Origin of the sequence: Adhaeribacter radiodurans (assembly GCF_014075995.1) — a bacterium.
Classification (GTDB): domain Bacteria; phylum Bacteroidota; class Bacteroidia; order Cytophagales; family Hymenobacteraceae; genus Adhaeribacter; species Adhaeribacter radiodurans.
The window spans coordinates 2,292,348-2,311,137 of sequence record NZ_CP055153.1; the positions used below are offsets into that span (position 1 = coordinate 2,292,348).

The window sequence follows — 18,790 nt, forward strand, 5'->3', positions numbered from 1 at the left end:
TGGTGCGTTAAACCATAAAACCAGCCTTTGCTGCCGGTAAGTTTTGCTCCAGTAGCAATGCTGATTTTATGGTTGGGGAGATGTTAAAATTTAAAACTTTAAAAATTTACTAAGGACGAATGATCGTGCCGTCGAATTTGCGCACTTGCCAGTTCCCGGCTTTGTTGGATATCGGGTATTTCGCAGCGGCTTTTTCGTTTACTTCCACGCCAATGCCGGGCGCTTCGTTCACCGACATGTAGCCTTTGTTCATGGTAGGGCAGCCCTGGAATACTTCCAGTGTCTTGTCGTTAAAGCTCACGGCTTCCTGAATACCAAAATTCCAGATGGCCAAATCCATGTGGCACTGCGCCGCGTGGCCTACCGGCGACACGTCGCCGGGACCGTGCCAGGCGGTTTTCACGTTAAACCACTCACCTAAACGGGCTACTTTCATGGCTGGGGTAATGCCGCCAATTTGCGACACGTGAATCCGGATATAATCGAACCATTGGTTAATCATGGCTTCTTTCCATTCATTCTGGTTGTTAAACAACTCGCCCATGGCAATGGGTACCGTGGTACTCTGGCGCAACATCTGGAACCACTTGGGGTTTTCCGGGGAAAAAGGATCTTCGATGAAGAAAGGCCGGTACTCTTCCAGCGCTTTTATCATGTTAATGGAATCCATCGGGTCCAGCCGCTCATGAATATCGTGCAGGATTTCTACTTCTTCGCCGCATACTTTACGAGCCGCCTCAAAAAGTTTTGGCACCGATTTCATGTAGGCGGTTTGGTTCATGTACTGGTCGTTTGCGCCCCCAAAACCGGCATCTTTAAAATCTGGCTTCGACGAAATAGCGGTAGCACCGTAGCCCCCTTGTTGCACCCGCACGTATTTAAAGCCGCTATCCATGATGCGTTTGGCATCGTTGGCGGTTTCTTCGGGAGTTTTACCGTTGGCGTGCGTGTAGCAAGGCACCGCAAAGCGCACTTTGCCACCCAATAACTGATACACCGGCATACCGGCTCTTTTGCCTTTAATATCCCACAAAGCCTGGTCCAGGCCACTTAGAGCATTGTTGAGCACCGGCCCGTTGCGCCAGTACGAACTCACGTACGCCGAGTGCCAAGCATCTTCGATGTTATCTACGTCTTTGCCGACGCAGAGAGGTGCCAGGTAATTATTAATGGCCGTTACAACTACTTCGGCGCGTTGCGTGAACGTGGCGCAACCGTAGCCGTACAAACCTGGTTCGGTGGTTTCTACTTTTACCACAATTAAATTAGACCCTTGTGGGGCGGTGCCAATAGCTTTTAAACTTTTGATTTTTACAGGCTTCAGGCCTTTGGCGTAAGCCGGAGTTACCCGCTCGGCCGCCCGGCTTTCTGCGGTACCAAATAAGCCCAGTACACCTGCTGCAGCGCCTAAGCCTAATTTTTTTAAGTTCTCTCTTCGACTTTCCAGTTCGTATTTGTCTAATTTTTCCATTAATAAGGTGTTTATTTAAAAAATTTAAAAAATAAAGTACCGGAGCCTATCAGCAGGCTCCGGTACAAGAATTAATTACTTTTTATCCCACCACACGCGGGTATCCAATTTATTCGGGCCTTGGCGGTTTAAGGCTTCGGTTACATTCGCTTGATTCACTACTAATTCGCTATCCGGATAATTTAACCGGCGAATAAATTCTTCTTCGGTTATTTCCCGGCCGGGGTAAGGATTTGGTGCTAAAGTTGGGTAACCGCTGCGCCGGAAATTGGCAAACAACTCCGAGCCGTTTAAAAAAGAAGAAACCCAATATTGCGTGTTTATCAGTTCCAGGGCTTTTTCGGGAGTGCTTACATCCAAGGGGTGCGCCTGCACATATGCCTGAATATCCGCTGATGGAATGGTCGCATTAGGGCCGTACTCGGCAAATTGCTCCAGGTGGGCGGTAATGCCGTTGGTGAAATAAGTAGCCGGGTCGCCGGTAACCCAACCTCTTACCGCCGCTTCGGCCAAAAGTAATTGTGTTTGCGAGTGCGTTACGTGGTAAGTAGGTGCCGCTGTGCGGTTGAGTACTGTATTAATATTTACCTGCGAAAAATCCCACAAACTGGCTACTCCCAGTTCGGCAAAAGTTTGGGCAATGCTTACGTTGTCGTAGCCCATGGGCATACCCACTTGTTGGGCCGGGTCGGTGGTGGCGCGGGCAACAACTTGCTCGGAACCGCTTTTGGCACCTACGTAACGTACCGCAATGGCTTTTAACCGGGGATCGTTGTTTTCTTTAAGGTAATTTACAAAAGGGGCAGCCAGGTAATAATTGGCTTTTTCGCGGGCACCTAAATGGTCGGCCAGCCAGTTTACGTAAAGCGCGGTGTGGCGAGTGGCCGCGTTATCGGCGTTAGATTGCATTACGCCCCCGGCTACGGCTTTGGCCACGTAGGTTTGCGCCAGCGTCGGGTCTACTTTCGTCAGGCGCATGGCCGCCCGTAGCATCAATGAATAGCCAAAACGTTTCCATTTGTCGGCGTTGCCACCGTACAGAATATCGGTGGGGTCAGCCGGTTTGGTCGCGTCGAGGGCAGCGGTTGCTTCTTCCAGTTCTTTTAAAATATCCTTGTAGATAACTTCCTGGGCATCGTATTTCGGCGAAATAATTTCTTCTGAAAAACCTTTGCCGGCCTCAAAATAAGGCACATCGCCGTAGGTATCGGTTAACATTTGAAACACGTAAGCTTTCCAGATGCGGGCGGAGTGGTAGGTGTTGGAACTGGCTTCTACGTCTTTGGTTTTTTCTACCACATCTACTATGTCGCGTACCACCGTGCGGTAATAAGTTGTCCAGATGCGGGCCGTGTTATCGACGTTGTTTTGGTTGTAATTACCCCCGGACAGCGAGCTGCCAAAAGGTGTAACAATCTGCTGCACAATCGGGAAAGTATACGATAAATGCACCAGCGTACCAAAGCCATCCTGAAAAGACGTATTGATAATGGCATTATTCATCAGGAACGAAGGCGTAAGAGTCGTGGGGTCTACTTTATTGGTATTCAGTTCATCAAACCCCTCGTCGCAACTGGTAAAACTCCCCAACAGGGTGAGCAATCCTGCTATATAAATTTTAAAATTTTTCATGATTCCAGATATTTTGCTGTTCATTGATCTTTTTAGCCTAAATTTTAAAATTTAACATTCAGGTTAAATCCTAAGCTTCTGGTTAAAGGCAAACTCGGCCAGAAATCTAAACCAGTCTGGTTATCGGAGGCGTTATTTACCTGCTCGGGGTCCATGTTTTCGGTCCATTTTTTCAGCACGGCCACGTTGTTGGCTACCGCGCTAAATTTCAAACCTTTAATGAAAAACTTTTCGGGCAACATCTTGGTAAAGTCATAGCTTAGGGTAATCTGGCGAAGTTTCCAGAAGCCGGCGTTATACACAAAATCTTCGAAAACGCCGTTGGCATTGGGCCACTCGTAGAAAGGCTGCACTGGCGAACGAGTCGTATTTACCTCGCCATCGGGGTTCACGCCCTGGCCAATCACGTAACCTTCTTCGCGGCCTACTAAAGTTCTTTTGTGCAGACCGTGGCGCAGGTAGTTCATGTTAGAGCCGCCAATCATTTTGTGACCCAGCTTAAAGTCGATGAGGGTAGAAAGGCTTACTCCCTTATAGGTAAAGGTATTGGTAATACCTCCAAAGTATTTTGGTAAAGCACTGCCCGCATTTACTAAACCACCCCGCAACGGCGTACCGCTGGTTTTATTAAATACTTGCCGGCCCTGGTCGTCGCGGAGGTAACTAAAGGTATATAACTGCCCAATAGGCTGACCAACAACCTGGCGTAAAGTAGTACCGCCGGAGCCACCCACCACAATCATGGTATCGGCGGCGTTTAAGCCCAGCGTTAATACTTCGGAGGTGTTGTAAGATGCGTTAAAACTCACATCCCAGCGGAAGGAAGGCGTGTTCACGGGCGCCGCGGAGATTAACATTTCCACGCCTTTGTTCATGCTTTTACCCACGTTAATCAAGCGGTTGGTGTACGACGAAGCATCGGATACCTGGGCTGCCAGAATTTGGTCGTTGGTTATTTTGCGGTAGTACGCAATATCAAATCCTAAGAAATTGTTAAACAACTTTAATTCTAAACCTACTTCGGCTTCGGCTACGCGCAAAGGTTTTAAGTTCGGGTTCGGGATGGTAGTGGCGTTAATACCACCTACCGGAACTACCTGGCCCGATGGGTTCGGGAATAAGTTGTTATTAACACTGTAATATAAAGCGTTGGAATAAGGCGCTACGTTATCGTCGCCCACTTCGGCGTAAGCGGCCCGTAGCTTACCAAAAGAAAGCCAGGCCGGTAAACTTTCAAACGCTTGCGAGAACACGAAACTACCGGTAACCGATGGGTACAAAATGCTGCGGTTTTGCGGTGCTAACGTCGAGAACCAATCGTTGCGGGCTGTAACGTTCAGGTACAAAAATTCCCGGAAAGAGAAAGTAGCGGCTCCGTACAAAGAATTTACTTTACGTTCGGATAAGCTGTAGAAAGGATTTTTCACCCGGCCGTTCATGACGGTATATAAGCCCGGCTGGATAAAATCCTGCACCGTTACGCTGTTATAATCCATGCGCACGTAGCGGGTGTTACCACCTAAAGTTACATCTACCCCAATATCCCCGAAAGTGCGGTTGGCACCCAAGATAAAGTCGTAGTTCCGTTCGCGGAAACGGCGTACATCCTGCGTGTAGCTACCATTAATAAAACCAACCGGTGCCGGTGCAATCGCGGCGTAACCATTAGGCACGTTGTAATCTTGGTCGCGGGAATAATAATCCTGAGCAATGCGGCCTTGCAGATACAGCCAATCGGTGAACTGGTATTTTAAAGCAATGTTCCCGAAAAGCCGGTCGCGGCGGATATTTTCAAAATGCTGGTTAACGGCGTAATACGGGTTGTTGCGCACCAAAAAGCGGGCAAACGGAAACTCGTAACCGTTCGGCAGTAATTGGTTTTGTTCCAGCGCTTCAAAAGGCATGGAGTTAGCCAAAGTCATTACTACGGTGGGAGTAGCAAATTCCTGACCGTTAATCTGGGCCGGATTTTTATTGTACTCGTTGGAGTAGTTTAAATTACCGGAGGTAGAAAGTTTTTTAGAAATATTTTGGTTAAAGCCTAAGTTGATGGTTTTGCGGTTAAACTTAGAATTCGGAACAATGCTCTTACTGTCTAAATTAGCAAAAGAAAGACTAAAGCCCCCATTCGCCCCGTTGTTAGAAACCCGAACGGTATTGGTAAAATTGGTACCCACGTTGTAGAACTTGCGGATACGATTGCGCACTGGTTCGTAGGGCCACGTTTCGCCGTCGAACAAAATTTGGGTCATGCCCGGCTGGAATTTCTCGCCAAAGCTCCACACACCGGATAACGGATTGGGCGCTTGAGGCCGCACGCCGCCTTCCCCCTGGCCGTATTCGTATTGAAAATCGGAAAAGTCCAGCGGGGTTTCGGTGGTTAAGTTGGTATTGTATTCAATGCCTAAGCCCTGGCCTTCGCCTTTGCTTTTAGTGGTAATCATTACCACGCCATCTTTTGCCCGAGAACCGTACAGTGCGGCAGCGGTAGCGCCTTTTAAAACCGTCATGGATTCAATATCGTCGGGGTTAATGCTTTGCAAACCATCGCCGCCGTCGGAGTTGTTGGCTATCCGGTTACCGAAATTCCCGCCTAAAGCATAGTTGGAGTTATCTACCGGAACGCCGTTAATTACAATAAGCGGGCTGTTCTGACCGGAAAACGACGACTGGCCCCGAATCCGAATTTTGCTGGTACCTCCCGGACCGGTAGCCATCGTGGAGATATTAACCCCCGCCATTTTACCTTGCAAACCGCTCATCACGTTAGGCGTGCGATTTACGGCAATCTGGTCGGCGTTAACGGTGGCAGTGGCGTAGCCCAGGGTTTTAGCTTCGCGTTTAATACCTAACGCTGTAACTACTACTTCGTCGAGGGCTTTGGTATCTGAGGATAGGGTTACATTAATGATAGACCGGTTGTTAACGTTTACGGTTTGATTGGTGTACCCAATGTAAGAAAAAACGAGCGTGGCATTGCCGGGAGCATTAATCGTAAAGTTACCTTCGGCATCGGTAACGGTACCTTGGTTGGTGCCGCTAACCTGGATACTTACCCCCGGAAGACCTTCATTTTCCGCACCGGTTACTTTTCCGGTGATTCGGTCATCCTGCGCTAATACCGGCAACTGACACAGCGTCAGAAGCAGGAGAATTAATTGTAAAGCTTTTTTCAACATAAATGGCTTCGTTAAAAAGTAATACAAAATCAAAACAAGCATTAATTTCTCCTCGTAAGAGGCAGGATGGGCAGAATGACCAGTTTTAGAATATCATTTTTTAAAATTTAAAAAATTCTTTGCTGGTACCAGCTTTATTAAGCTCCATCGGGGGGGAATAAAGGTTTATTCACTTTCGTTTTTAATAGAATAAATCCGGATTAAGCTATCCTTTTAGAACCCCTGCTGAAGCAATGCACCAGTACTTCATTTTAAAAACAGTTGCAGAACTTAATCAAGGATAGGCGTAAGAATCGGATAAAAAATAAATAGAGGTATCGCTTTATTACTTCACCAGTACGTCAGCACTACTTCAATTTGCTATTTTGCTATAAAAGCAAGGTTCTAATTAAAATTCTTTATTGAATCTAGATTAGACTTACATTCTGTTCAGGTTAAAAATTTAAAAAATCTATGTTAATGGCTGGTTCTAAATGCCGCAAAGACTAGTTTTTGCCAGTTGACGTAGATTTGTTGCTGCGGATGAAGTACGTCAGAAGCTTGGTTATGCCTTAGTGAGCCCTTTTAGAGACCTTACCTGACTAAAGTTAACGCCGGATAGCAGCTTGCGCTAAAAATAGCCGGCGTAATTTTGCTTTTAGTCAGTTGTTTACTTTACCAATCTACTACTGAGCCGTCACGCGGATCGTACGATTCCGGGTTTTTCCAGTCGTGGCCTATTTTATCTTTTATCTTGTCTTCGTCGAGTTCAACTCCTAAACCCGGTCCGGTGGGAATCAGCACATTGCCGTCTTTTTCCAGCTTAAAAGGTTTTTTTAAATAACCTTCGCCCAAGGAAACCTGCTCCTGCACTAAAAAATTAGGAATGCTGGCGGCGAGCTGCAAACCGGCCGCTAAAGAAATCGGCCCCATGGGGTTGTGCGGCGCAATCGGAATGTAGTAAGCTTCGGCCATGCCAGCAATAATGCGGCCTTCGGTAATGCCGCCGGCGTGGCATAAATCGGGTTGTAAAATGCTGGCGGCTTTTTTCTCCAGAATTTCGCGGAAGCCCCATTTAGTAAATATTCTTTCACCGGCCGCAATCGGAATGTGCGTACCGTGGGCTATGTCGGCGAGCATATCTACATTTTGTGCCTGGCAAGGTTCTTCCACAAACATTGGTTGGTAAGGCTCTAATTCTTTAATTAAAACCTTAGCGGTTTGCGGCGAAATAGCCCCGTGAAAGTCGATGGCAATGTCCATGTCATTGCCGCCGGCCTGGCGCAAAGAAGCAAAATTATCGGCGGCGTATTGAATAAACTTCGGGTTCTCGACCATACGGGCGTGATTTTCTTTTGCTACCCCGGTTTTAATGGTTTTATATCCCTCCGCCAGGCGTTTCTTCATATCTTCGGCGTTGCTGGCGCGGCCATACACCCGCACCCGGTCGCGGGTGGGTCCGCCAAACAGTTCGTAAACGGGCACGTTCAGCAATTTGCCTTTTATATCCCATAAGGCATGATCAATGCCGCTTAAAGCGCTGGTTAAAATGGGTCCACCGCGATAAAAGGCGTGGCGGTAAATGGCCTGCCAATGGTGCACCACCTGCCTAGGATCTTTGCCAATTAAGTAAGGCTCAATTTCTTTAATGGCCGTTTGAATGGTAAGTGCGCGGCCTTCCAGTAAGGGTTCGCCTAAACCTACCACACCGGCATCGGTATGAATGCGCAGGAAAATCCAGCGGGGCTTAATCAGGAAGGTTTCCAGGCGGGTAATTTTTACTTTTTCTTTATAATAGTTTTTTGGTGGCCCGGAATCATAGGCGTAGGACGAAGAAGGCAGCAATAAACCCATGCCGGCTACCCCTAATACCGACTCAATGGCTTTGCGCCGGGAAATACCAGTTTTGTTCATAGAAGATTTTATATTTTAAAAAAATTAATTATCAATTCTTCTTTTAGTAAGCTGAGCGGCAAGAACCGGCCAGTCAAAGTCAATGAATAAAAAAGTTGTATTGCTCTTGATGATTTATTTCGTAGTATTTACAGGCAGTGAGAAATAATCTATTTAATTGTTTTAGATGCTCCTCCCGGCCGTGGTATTCAGGTTGTTCTCTTTATTAAAACAGTATGTAAAAACTGCCTGTCGTTTTTATATATGGGATGCTACCAGTTGTGTACCGCTCCGTCCGGGCTGTGTAAAACCGGGTGCGGGAACTTGGTATTAGAAGTAATTTCCATCACGAAATCGGCCTTTTTGGGGTTGAACTTAACACCTAGGCCCGGGGCAGGATTTAGGTAAAGTTTGCCGTTTTTAAAGTGCACGTAATCGTCGTTGAAGTAAGGTATCTTTTCGGGTTCGCCGCCGGCAAGTTCAATCATAGCCCGAATCGGGCTGCTGGAACCCAGCACGTGCACCAACGCCGCCGTAGATAAAGGACCAGTAAAGTGAGGGATCAGGCCTACATAATGGGTTTCGGCAATAGAAGCAATTTTTTTAAACTCGGTAATGCCCCCGGTATTGGGCAGTGTAACCCGCGAGTAATCAATTAAATGCTGTTCCATCATGGTGTTTATGTCCCAACGGTCACCGAACTGTTCGCCCACGGTTAAAGGCACTTTCAGCATCGGCCGAAGGGTTTTAAAAACTTCCGGGTTTTCCGAACGGATGGGATCTTCCACGAAGTAAGGTTCCAGTTCTTCCAGGGCGGTGCATATCTTTATAGCTTCGGGCGTATCAAAACGGGTGTGTAAGTCGATGGCCCACTTGCCCCCGCCGCCTACCGCGGCATCTATGCGTTTCGAGAATTCAATGGTTTTCTTGGCGTTTTCGTAAAAATCAAACCGGGCATCGCCGTTACCACCGGTGGGGCCTATGCGGTAAGCGCGTAAACCCGCTTCAATGCAATCGCGGGCGCGTTGTTCTTCGTCTTTTGCTTTAGAAGCCCGGAAACCGGTAGCGTAGCACTCCACGTAATCGCGGGTAGCGCCGCCTAGCAAATCGTAAACCGGCACATTTAAAGCTTTGCCTTTAATATCCCACAAAGCCATTTCCAGAGCGCCCAAGGCATGTAGTTTTTCACGGCCTGGCGGGTAAAACATGCCCCGGTACAAGGTTTGCCAGATATGCTCAATCCGGAAAGGATCTTCCCCGATCATCATTTGGGCGCATTGCTCAATCATGTCTTTAGAGCCGCCTTCGCCAATGCCAATAATACCGCCGCTGGTCTCAATTTCCACGATGCCGCGGGCCTGGTTAAACAAAGGTTTGTTGTAGCCGGGCGCACTGTAATACCGGATTTTAGTAATCTTCATTTTAGAGGCTGCTTCCGCTTTCATAAGAGGAAAACCTGCTAACACGGCAGCAGAACCAAGCATGGCCGACTTTAAGAAGTGCCTTCTTTGCATAATACGTATGGATTTTTAAAATTTAGTAGTTGTTGTTAATCGATTAAGCAAATAAATAAAACAAAACCTCAAATTTTAGCTTCAGAAGATTCTCGGCATATTAACTTGGCTTCCATTAATACTTGTCGCATTCCTTCATCCGGATTTTTTAATTTTTTAATCAATAATTCCACTGCCGTTTTACCTAAATCGCTAATGGGTTGGTGTAAATAAGTAATGGGGCAATAATACAAATCAAAAACTTCGGCCTGGCCAAAACTAACAATAGCTACATCGGCAGGTACTTTTAACTTTAATTCATTCAAGTACTTTAAACCGTTCACCGCTAAGCTATAGGTAGCAAAAATAATTGCTTCCACACCATTATCAGTAGCTGTTAACTCGTTAATGGAAGCTCTTACTTCTTTCTCTATATGTTGGATGCTAACTCTTTTTAACCAGTTTTTTTTGTTATTTAGGTTATTTTCTTTTAAAGCCTGCTGGTAGCCCCGGATTCTTTCTTGCATATGAAAAAGTTCGGATTTGTAACCGATAAACCCAATGCGGCAGTAGCCATTTTTAATCAAATGCAAGCCGGCATCGTAGGCGGCTTTAAAATTGTTGATGGATACAAAATCAGATTGAATATCCGGAAAATACCGGTCCAGCAAAACAAAAGGTATGTGCTGGTCTTTTAAGAAATATATTTGATTTTGAGAGTTTTCGGAGGAAACGATTATAAAGCCATCTACCTGGCGATTACGTAGTACATTTAATAAGTCCCAGGATTTCTCTGGATTTTCGTCGGAGCTGCCAATGATAACAGTATAGCCAAATTTCTTCGCTTCGTCTTCTACAATCCGGGCAATGTTGGCAAAGAACGGGTTAGAAATATCTGCAATAATTAAACCGATAGTGTGCGTCTTGCCACTTCTTAGGCTTTTTGCCAGATGGTTGGGTTGGTAATTTAGTTCGTGCGCAATTTCTTTAATTTTAGAAGCAATTTCGCGCCCAACCCGGCTTTCCTTTTCTTTGCCGCTCAAAACATACGATACCAAAGCGGTAGAAACTCCGGCTTGTTGAGCTATGTCTTTTAATGAAACCTTTTTGTTCACTTAGTAAGCAGATTTGAGAAAAGCACCAACCAAACATAATGTTAATCGTTTAAACAAAAAAATAAAAAGATAGCTAATTTTGAAAATTTATAAAATAACTATCTGATTAAATAGAATGTTAAAGAATTTATTTGCTAAAAGGTTAATCTATTTAAAATTAGTTAATATTTTATAATCATTCTAAGTATGTACTATTAAATTTATATCTAGTTTAATTTTAAAATTACTAAACTTAATAGAATAGAAAGCGTGTATTTGGGAAGTTGAAGTTTATTTTTTGTTTATTTGATAATAAATAAAGTATTTGATGCAAAGATTTGTAAATTTTTCCAGATAATTTGTTTTAACGATTAAGCAGATTATATTGCTTCCCATTTTAAGTGATGGGTGATATCTGATATCCTTTAGTAATCCCTTCATAAATTAAACACTAATTCAAAATTGTTATTTCGTAAAAATCATTTCCGGAATAACTAATACGTACCTACTTCATTGTATCAACCCTTATTTTGATGAGAAATACTTTACTATGCTGTGATTGGGGCACGTCTAGTTTGCGATTAAGTTTGGTAAATACCCAGAAGTTGCAGGTCATAGACGAAGTTTCGGGCCAAGAAGGAATTGCCAGCACCTATAATGCCTGGAAAGAGGGAACAGAAAAAAAAATAGCTCAGAAAGAATTCTTTCAGCAGATATTGCAGCAACAAATTAATGTTTTAGCTACTAAACGGGGCATTGATTTGAATGGTATTCCGGTAGTATTATCAGGAATGGCATCTTCTTCCATTGGTTTGGAAGAGCTTGCTTATGCCGAAGTGCCCTTTGCCATTGACGGAAGCAAAGCTGCTGTACGATTATTTGAGAAACAACCTGAATTTCCGCACGAAACCGTGTTAATCTCAGGAGTACGGAACCACCGCGATGTGATGCGGGGCGAAGAAACCCAATTAATAGGCCTGGTAAACTTAATGGACTTGCCAGATAGCAGGGAAAAGGAAATTGTTTTTGTTTTTCCGGGTACACATTCCAAGCACATTCAAGTACGAGAGGGAGCGATCGTCGATTTTCAAACCTATATGACGGGTGAGATTTTTAATGTAGTGGCACAGAACAGTATTTTGAAAAATTCAATTGAAAGCCCCCTTCACGAAGAATTAACTGAAGAAGATTGGCAGGGCTTTAGTAAAGGAATTCAGGAATCGGCGCAAGCAACCATTTTGCATACTTTATTTTCCGCCCGGACGAATCAACTATTTAACCGTCTCACTAAAACGCAAAACTTTTATTATTTAAGTGGCCTATTAATCGGTACTGAATTAAGAAGCTTACAACAAAGAATTAAGTCGCAAATAATTTTAAGTAGCGGAAGTAATCTGTATCCGTTTTACCAAAGAGCCATAGAAGAACTGCATTTAGCTGACCAAACCCTGTATGTTTCGCCAGAAATAATTGACAAAGCGGCCATGGTAGGGCAGGTGCGGATTTTTGAACAACAGCTCACGCATTTCTGATCAAGAATTTACTAAAATATCCTTTAATCCTGAATAGTATTTGCTGTAATTCTTATGGTGGCGGAAGTTTGTTGTAGATCAAAGAATAGCAAAAGCAAGTACGGTTTAAATAAGAATAAGATTAGATTTTTCGGATAATTAAGTTTTTTTGCCAGGAGAGTAAACTATTTCGCATTTAAAAAAGCCAGAACATACTTTTATGTCGCGTACAAAAATTGGAAATTATCGATGGGTTGTAGTAGGATTATTATTTACGGCTACTACCATTAATTACCTGGACCGCCAAATAATTGGTTTATTAAAGCCTACTCTCGAAAAAGAATTTAATTGGACCGAAACTGATTTTGCCCGCATTGTAATGGCATTTACAGCCGCTTACGCCATTGGACTTTTATTATCGGGGCGGATAATAGATAAAATTGGTACTAAGCTGGGTTATACCATTACCGTAGTGGTATGGAGCGCTGCGGCTATGTTGCACGCCATTGCCAAAAGTGCGGTTGGTTTTGGCATAGCCCGGGTGGGTTTAGGAATTGGAGAAGCAGGTAATTTTCCGGCAGCTATGAAAGCCGTTGCCGAGTGGTTTCCGAAAAGCGAAAGAGCCAAAGCTACCGGTATTTTTAACGCTGGTACCAGCATTGGCGTAGTAATGGCCTTAATAATTGTACCCGGGATTTTAAAATATTATGGTTGGCAGGAAGTTTTCTGGATTACGGGGGCGCTAGGTTTTGTTTGGTTAATTTTCTGGTTAATTTTTTACGAAGTTCCAGCCCGGCAAAAACGTTTATCTGCTTCGGAGTTAGAATACATTACCAATGGACAAGACCAGGAAACCAACATTCCAACTGATGGGAATTCTGTTAAATGGTTTAAATTATTTACTTTCCCGCAAACCTGGGCGTTTATTACCGGTAAAGGTTTAATCGATCCTATATATTGGTTCTTTTTGTTCTGGTTACCTTCTTATTTTGCTTCCACATTTAATTTAGATTTAAAAAAACCAAGTCTGCCCTTAATGATTATTTATGCCGCAACTACGGTGGGTAGCATTGGGGGTGGGTACTTTTCATCGTACCTGATAAAAAGGGGAATGCCTACTTTAAAAGCCCGTAAAACTGCTTTATTTATTTTTGCAATTTTAGAAATTTCCATTATTCTGGCTCAGTTTGCAACGGATGTTTGGGTGGCCGTAGGATTAATTAGTTTAGCGGTAGCTGTACACCAAGCCTGGGCTACTAACGTTTTCACAACTGCTTCAGATATGTTTCCGAAAGAGGCAGTTAGTTCAGTAGTTGGTATTGGAGGAATGGCCGGAGCAGTAGGAGGTATCTTTTTCCCGATTCTGGTAGGATACTTACTCGATAGTTATAAAGCACAGGGTAATATTTCGGCTGGTTACAATTTATTATTTACTATTTGCGGCTTTACTTATTTAACTGCCTGGATTATCATTCATTTGCTCACCCGCAAAGCGAAAAAAGTAGAGGCGTATCAATTAGCGTAACAAGATTTTCATTGTCTTTTCTGATGGTTTTCTTTGGAGCCTGTGACTTTACTCCGGCTAAAGGCCGGAACCAGCATCGGCTTTAATCTGCTGCTAAAAGAAAATTTTAGTAGTTTCTTCCTTTAGAAACTTATTAAAACGTTTATTTACTTTCATTACCTAGAGCCTTTTCAAGTCTCCAAGCTGCGGTGCTAACTAGTTTGATGCTTCAAGTTTGCCTCATGGCCGGCGGGTCTCGTATGACTCTTTCGCGCGGTGTATCCCTCCTTTCCTCGCTCCGCTACGGAATGCCTCGTTCCTCAGCACCGGAAGTCTACAAGGCGCTCAATAGCCAAACTGGTGTCTGGTGCTAGTAGCTACCGCTTTTCTATTTACTTAGCTCAAATTCAATGTAATTTTAGTAAATAATTTACCTGGAACTTTCTTTTTCAAAATCATTATAGGCGTCATTTCGCAGGGAACTATTTAGCTACGTAGCCAAATAGGTTCCTGCGGAATGACACCGTGAATAAATTTTATAAATTCTAGCAGCTATAAAACAAACTGGCTTAGCCAAGTGCAATCATTGACGCTAAACTGTTCGAGCGGTCAGCGAGTTTTTAGCGTCTTGACTTTTTTGGTTCTTTTTGTGTCAAGACAAAAAGAACAAGACCTAAACCATGAAACAACTTCAATCAAAAACTAAAGCAACAGCCGCAACTATGGGAACGATAACCAGCAAAGCAACAGCCACTACGCATGCAAAAGCTGAAACCAAGAACTTGAAGTAGTATTGAAGTACTCACTAAGTAGCAGAAGTGTAGCAAAAATAAATGCACTTAAGCTGCTAAGTCTTAAATTTACCTACTATCAAAAAAAGTCTTCATCCGCAAAACCATCTTCTAAGTTCAAAAAAATTTAAAAAATTTACTCGTTATACTAAATGGCCAATTATAGAATTAAAGCAATTTCTACCTGTCTCGGGATGCTGTGTGCTGTAGCAGTTTCGGCGCAGAACCCAAAACCAAAAGCCACGAATCAACACGTGGTCTTTTTCGATGATTTTTCGGGTCCAAAACTGGACCGGTCTAAATGGAATGTGATTGTAACCGGGTTTCACGTAAATAACGAACAACAAGCTTATGTAGACTCTTCGGCTACCATTTACATCTCTCATAAAGCGGAAGCTGCCGGAGCGAATAATGGGGTGCTGGTGATTGAACCTAAATACAGCCTGGGTTTTGTTACGAAAGATGGAAAGAAATTTGATTTTCTTTCCGGAAGATTGGATACCCGCAAAAAAGTGGAATTTCAGTACGGCACGGCGGCTGCCCGCATGAAGTTACCTGAGGGAGCGGGCTTTTGGCCCGCCTTTTGGGCCATGGGCGATGGAAGATGGCCCGACATTGGAGAAATAGATATTATGGAAAACGTAGGTGAACCAGATTGGACGGGCGTAGCCTTACACGGTCCTGGTTATTCGGGTGAAACGCCGCTGGTAAACAAAGGCTTTCTAAAACGCGGCAATGATATAACCAAATGGCACGTTTATTCGGTAGATTGGACCAAAGATTCGTTAATATTTAAGGTAGATGATGTAATTGTTTACCGCGCTACCCGGCCCATGGTAGAACATTACGGCAGATGGTCGTACGATAATCCGAAGTATTTAATTGTTAATCTGGCTTTAGGTGGTGCTTATCCTTTTAAAACCAATGGCGTGAAAAATCCCTATAATGGTATTCCGGAAACTACCGTTCAGAAGATAAAAGAGGGGAAAGGAAAAGTATTGGTAGATTGGGTAAAAATAACAAAGCGGTTGTAAGGCTTAAATTTTATTTAAGGCTTTTTGTAAATATTATTCCGAAAGTAGCGCAAATAACTTTTAGTAAAGTGCTCAATTAGTATAATAAATTTAGACCTGGCTAGCCCATTAAACATTAGCTTTTACTAACTAAAAGTAAAGGCCATTGTTTAATACTTCAAAATAAATTCAGTTAGGTTTACCTCTTGCTCTAAGTTCATTTTCTTCCGGATCCGGTAGCGGCTGGTTTCCACTCCTCTTAAAGATAAATTGAGAAGAGAAGCAATTTCTTTACTCGAAAGATTAAGACGTAGATAAGTACATAATTTAATATCCCGGTGGGTAAGCTGCGGATAATCATTTCGTAAGCGTTTTATAAAATCCTGGTGAATTTGGTTGAAGTGAACTTCGAATTGTTCCCAGTTATTTTCGAAGTTTATCTCTTCTTCCACCGACCGTAATAACTTTCGCATGTGGTGCAGCGCTTCTCCGTCGTTAATCCGGATCATGGTATCCTGTAATTGGTCCTTCAACCGGTGAATACTGTCTAAGCTTTGCGTTACGTGCATCGCCGACGAGGCTAATTCTTTATTCTTGTGGAGGAGTTCGTTTTCCAGTTTTTCATTATTCAGTTTAATTATTTCTTTTTCGGCTTTTAATACTTGCTCGGCGTGTTGCGCTTCTTGTAATTTTAAAGCCTTGTCTTGTTCCTGTCGCAACCTTTCTCTTTCTATTATTTCTTGTTGTTTAATAAATTTTCTGAGCAATAAAATTAGTAAGAAAGCAAAAATAACATAAAAAATGTACGCCCAAATAGTTCGGTACCAGGGCGGGGCAACGGTAAAGGTATAAGTAGCTTCGGAACTGGTTTTATGGTAAATATCCTGGCCGCGCACATGAAATACATAAGTTCCCTCCATTAAATTGGTATACTCTTTTTGGGAAGCTGGTGTCCACAAGGACCAATTGGGATCGTAGCCTTCCAAAAAGTATTGATATTGCATTTTATTAGCTTCTTCGTAGGAAGTGGCGCTAAAAGTAAATCGTAACGAGTTTAATCGATATGGCAATTGTGGCGTTTTATTTGGCGGCTGAACGACCGTACTTACACCTTTTGCAAGGTAAGTTCCGCCAGATAGTAAAGAATCGCGGGAGCCAGCCGTTGTTTCTACTTTCCGGATTAAAGTAAGAAATGATGGATCGGGTAATTTACCTTCCGGAAAAGCAGGGTTGTATAAAACAAATCCTTCGTTGGTGCCAATGAAAACAGTGGAGTCATTATAATGAGCAATAAGCTCAAACCGGGAAACTAACCGACCGGCCAGTTTATTAAAAGTTTTAATTTCGATTGTATAGGTGCCATCGCCCCGCTTTTGTAACACACCCATTTCATCGCCCGCCGAAAACCAGATGTTACCTTCCCGATCTTGAATGAGCTTGCGGATATGAGTATTTTTATCAAAATATTTACTAAATTCTTCGTTTTCCTCAAAGCGATCCTTTTGTTTATTGTACTGATAAATTCCGCTTTCGCCGGTAAATACCAACTGGTTATTTATTTTAAACACATTTATAAATAAATTAGAAGGAAAGCCGTGGCGGTTATTATAAAATTTCAGGTTTTGTACTTTATCTAAACTTTCCGAAAGTTTTAATTTATAAATACCCTTATAAACATGCCCCACCCAAATATTACCAAATTCGTCTTCTTCCATTACCCGCGATGATTCCTGGAAACCACTAATCTTGCGAACAAAAACTAATTTACCCGCTTCTTTTTTATACAATAAAATGCCGGTGTACGTGCCCCCCAAAACATAGCCGGGTTTGGATTTCAACTCTAAAAATAGCCATAGGCCGGTATGGTCCGAAATTCGTACGGCTTTATTGTTCATAATGGCAAAAGGGCCATTGTGGTGCGCTAACAATATTTGTCCGTTTATTAGCTGCAAGTTATTGACCTGCCCTTGAGTACCGGCCATAAGCTGGAAAGAAGAGCTGGCAAGAGGATTTTCGTTAGCCGCCCAATTTTTGTAATACAAACCATCGTTGGTACCTAAAAATAATTTACCGGCGTGTAACAACGAAGCATAACCCGTACCCGGAACGCCGTTTTTCGCGTTAAACTGGGTAAAAGGAGAATTAATTTCTACGTAATCAATTCCATTGTTCAAGCCTAGCCATAGGTTACCAGCATTATCCTGGCAAATTTGCTGAATATGGTTGTTTTGTAATCCGTTTTCCCTGTTTAATAATTTTTGAGGATTCCCATTCTGATCTAATATCAGCAACCCACCCAACGTAGACCCAAAGGCATAGCCAATTGGCAGAGCAATAGCACAGTTAATACGATTTAATTTAAAAAAATCAGCAGCCGGAGTTGGCCATGATTTAAAGTCACTGTAATTATCGTAAACAAAAACGCCATTCTCTTGGGTAACCATTAAAATTCGGTTATTGGTAAAGGGCAGCATTTCTACTACAGTGTAGTTGCCCAATGGCTCGCTGTGCGGAATAAAAGTCGCCTGCTTGTTTTTGATTTCGTAAATACCTCTTCCGGGCACCTGAATGAATAATTGTTCCTGTACGTAAAATAAGGAACCACTTAATCCACCCGGAATCGGGAATAAGTAAATTTTCCCGTTTCGGAATACATAAAACCCGGAACTGGTGCTAAAATAAACGCCCTCGTTGGTGGGGTAAATTTTCCAGACGTCCTCAAATTCTTTAAATTTGGCCGGAATCAATGGTTTTAAAGATACATATTGCATTTGCCCTTGCGCATCGGGCTGCAAATATCCAAAATCATTTTGACCGCCTACATATATCTGGCCTTTGTTATCTTTCGCCAATGAACGAACAATGGTTTTATTCGGCAGCTCTACTAATCGCCAATTATTTCCGTCAAATTCTAAAAAACCATAAGTGTTGCCAAAAAATAATACTCCCCGGTTATCCTGTACAATAGCGCCATTTAACGGAGAAGCCTTAAAATTCTTTTGCGTATAGTTATTTATAAAGGGATTTCCCTCATTAGTAAGTTGAGCAAAAGCAGGTGTTATAAATAGGAGAACTTGAAAAATTAAAAATAGTATTCTTAGCACTTACTTTAATCTAAATTCGATTTTACTATTTTATAAAAATAATGAGTTAAACTAACCTTTCCTCCGGATTAAGGTTATTTATAAAATTTAAAACGTAAGCAAAATTCGTCGGAGAAAAGAAGGTTC

At 43.0% G+C, this 18,790-nt stretch carries 10 protein-coding genes; 3 read left to right on the forward strand and 7 right to left on the reverse strand.

Going from position 1 to position 18,790, the window contains the following annotated elements; genetic code table 11:
• Window positions 1–109 precede the first annotated feature (109 nt).
• The 6 genes from HUW48_RS09550 to HUW48_RS09575 form a co-directional block, all read right to left on the reverse strand.
• On the reverse strand, window positions 110–1,471 hold the full coding sequence (locus HUW48_RS09550; RefSeq protein WP_182415449.1) for an enolase C-terminal domain-like protein: 1,362 nt from the start codon (window positions 1,469–1,471) through the stop codon (window positions 110–112).
• Window positions 1,472–1,546: 75 nt separating this feature from the next.
• Entirely contained in the window at window positions 1,547–3,103 is a 1,557-nt protein-coding gene (locus HUW48_RS09555; protein ID WP_182415450.1) for a SusD/RagB family nutrient-binding outer membrane lipoprotein, read from the reverse strand.
• Between the two features lie 44 nt (window positions 3,104–3,147).
• Window positions 3,148–6,282, reverse strand: coding sequence for a SusC/RagA family TonB-linked outer membrane protein (locus HUW48_RS09560; protein ID WP_182415451.1), 3,135 nt, complete (start codon window positions 6,280–6,282; stop codon window positions 3,148–3,150).
• Window positions 6,283–6,936: 654 nt separating this feature from the next.
• On the reverse strand, window positions 6,937–8,175 hold the full coding sequence (gene dgoD, locus HUW48_RS09565; RefSeq protein WP_182415452.1) for a galactonate dehydratase: 1,239 nt from the start codon (window positions 8,173–8,175) through the stop codon (window positions 6,937–6,939).
• Between the two features lie 251 nt (window positions 8,176–8,426).
• The gene (locus tag HUW48_RS09570; RefSeq protein ID WP_182415453.1) at window positions 8,427–9,668 is read right to left on the reverse strand and encodes a mandelate racemase/muconate lactonizing enzyme family protein; all 1,242 of its coding nucleotides are present in this window, start codon (window positions 9,666–9,668) and stop codon (window positions 8,427–8,429) included.
• A 68-nt stretch (window positions 9,669–9,736) separates the two neighbouring features.
• Window positions 9,737–10,762 carry a LacI family DNA-binding transcriptional regulator gene (locus tag HUW48_RS09575; protein ID WP_182415454.1) on the reverse strand — a complete coding sequence of 342 codons (1,026 nt, stop codon included), beginning with the start codon at window positions 10,760–10,762 and terminating at the stop codon, window positions 9,737–9,739.
• A 512-nt stretch (window positions 10,763–11,274) separates the two neighbouring features.
• Between HUW48_RS09575 and HUW48_RS09580 the strand changes: the two genes are divergently transcribed.
• The 3 genes from HUW48_RS09580 to HUW48_RS09590 all read left to right on the forward strand — a co-directional run bounded on the left by HUW48_RS09580 (window position 11,275) and on the right by HUW48_RS09590 (window position 15,581).
• Entirely contained in the window at window positions 11,275–12,273 is a 999-nt protein-coding gene (locus HUW48_RS09580; RefSeq protein WP_182415455.1) for a 2-dehydro-3-deoxygalactonokinase, read from the forward strand.
• A gap of 199 nt (window positions 12,274–12,472) precedes the next feature.
• A complete protein-coding gene (locus HUW48_RS09585; protein WP_182415456.1) occupies window positions 12,473–13,777 on the forward strand; it encodes an MFS transporter in 1,305 nt (434 codons plus the stop codon).
• A gap of 922 nt (window positions 13,778–14,699) precedes the next feature.
• Window positions 14,700–15,581 carry a glycoside hydrolase family 16 protein gene (locus tag HUW48_RS09590; protein ID WP_220464009.1) on the forward strand — a complete coding sequence of 294 codons (882 nt, stop codon included), beginning with the start codon at window positions 14,700–14,702 and terminating at the stop codon, window positions 15,579–15,581.
• Window positions 15,582–15,730: 149 nt separating this feature from the next.
• Here the strand turns inward: HUW48_RS09590 and HUW48_RS09595 are convergent, their stop codons facing one another.
• Window positions 15,731–18,664: a ligand-binding sensor domain-containing protein gene (locus HUW48_RS09595; protein ID WP_182415457.1), complete on the reverse strand. Its 2,934-nt coding sequence runs from the start codon at window positions 18,662–18,664 to the stop codon at window positions 15,731–15,733.
• Between the last annotated feature and the right edge of the window lie 126 nt (window positions 18,665–18,790).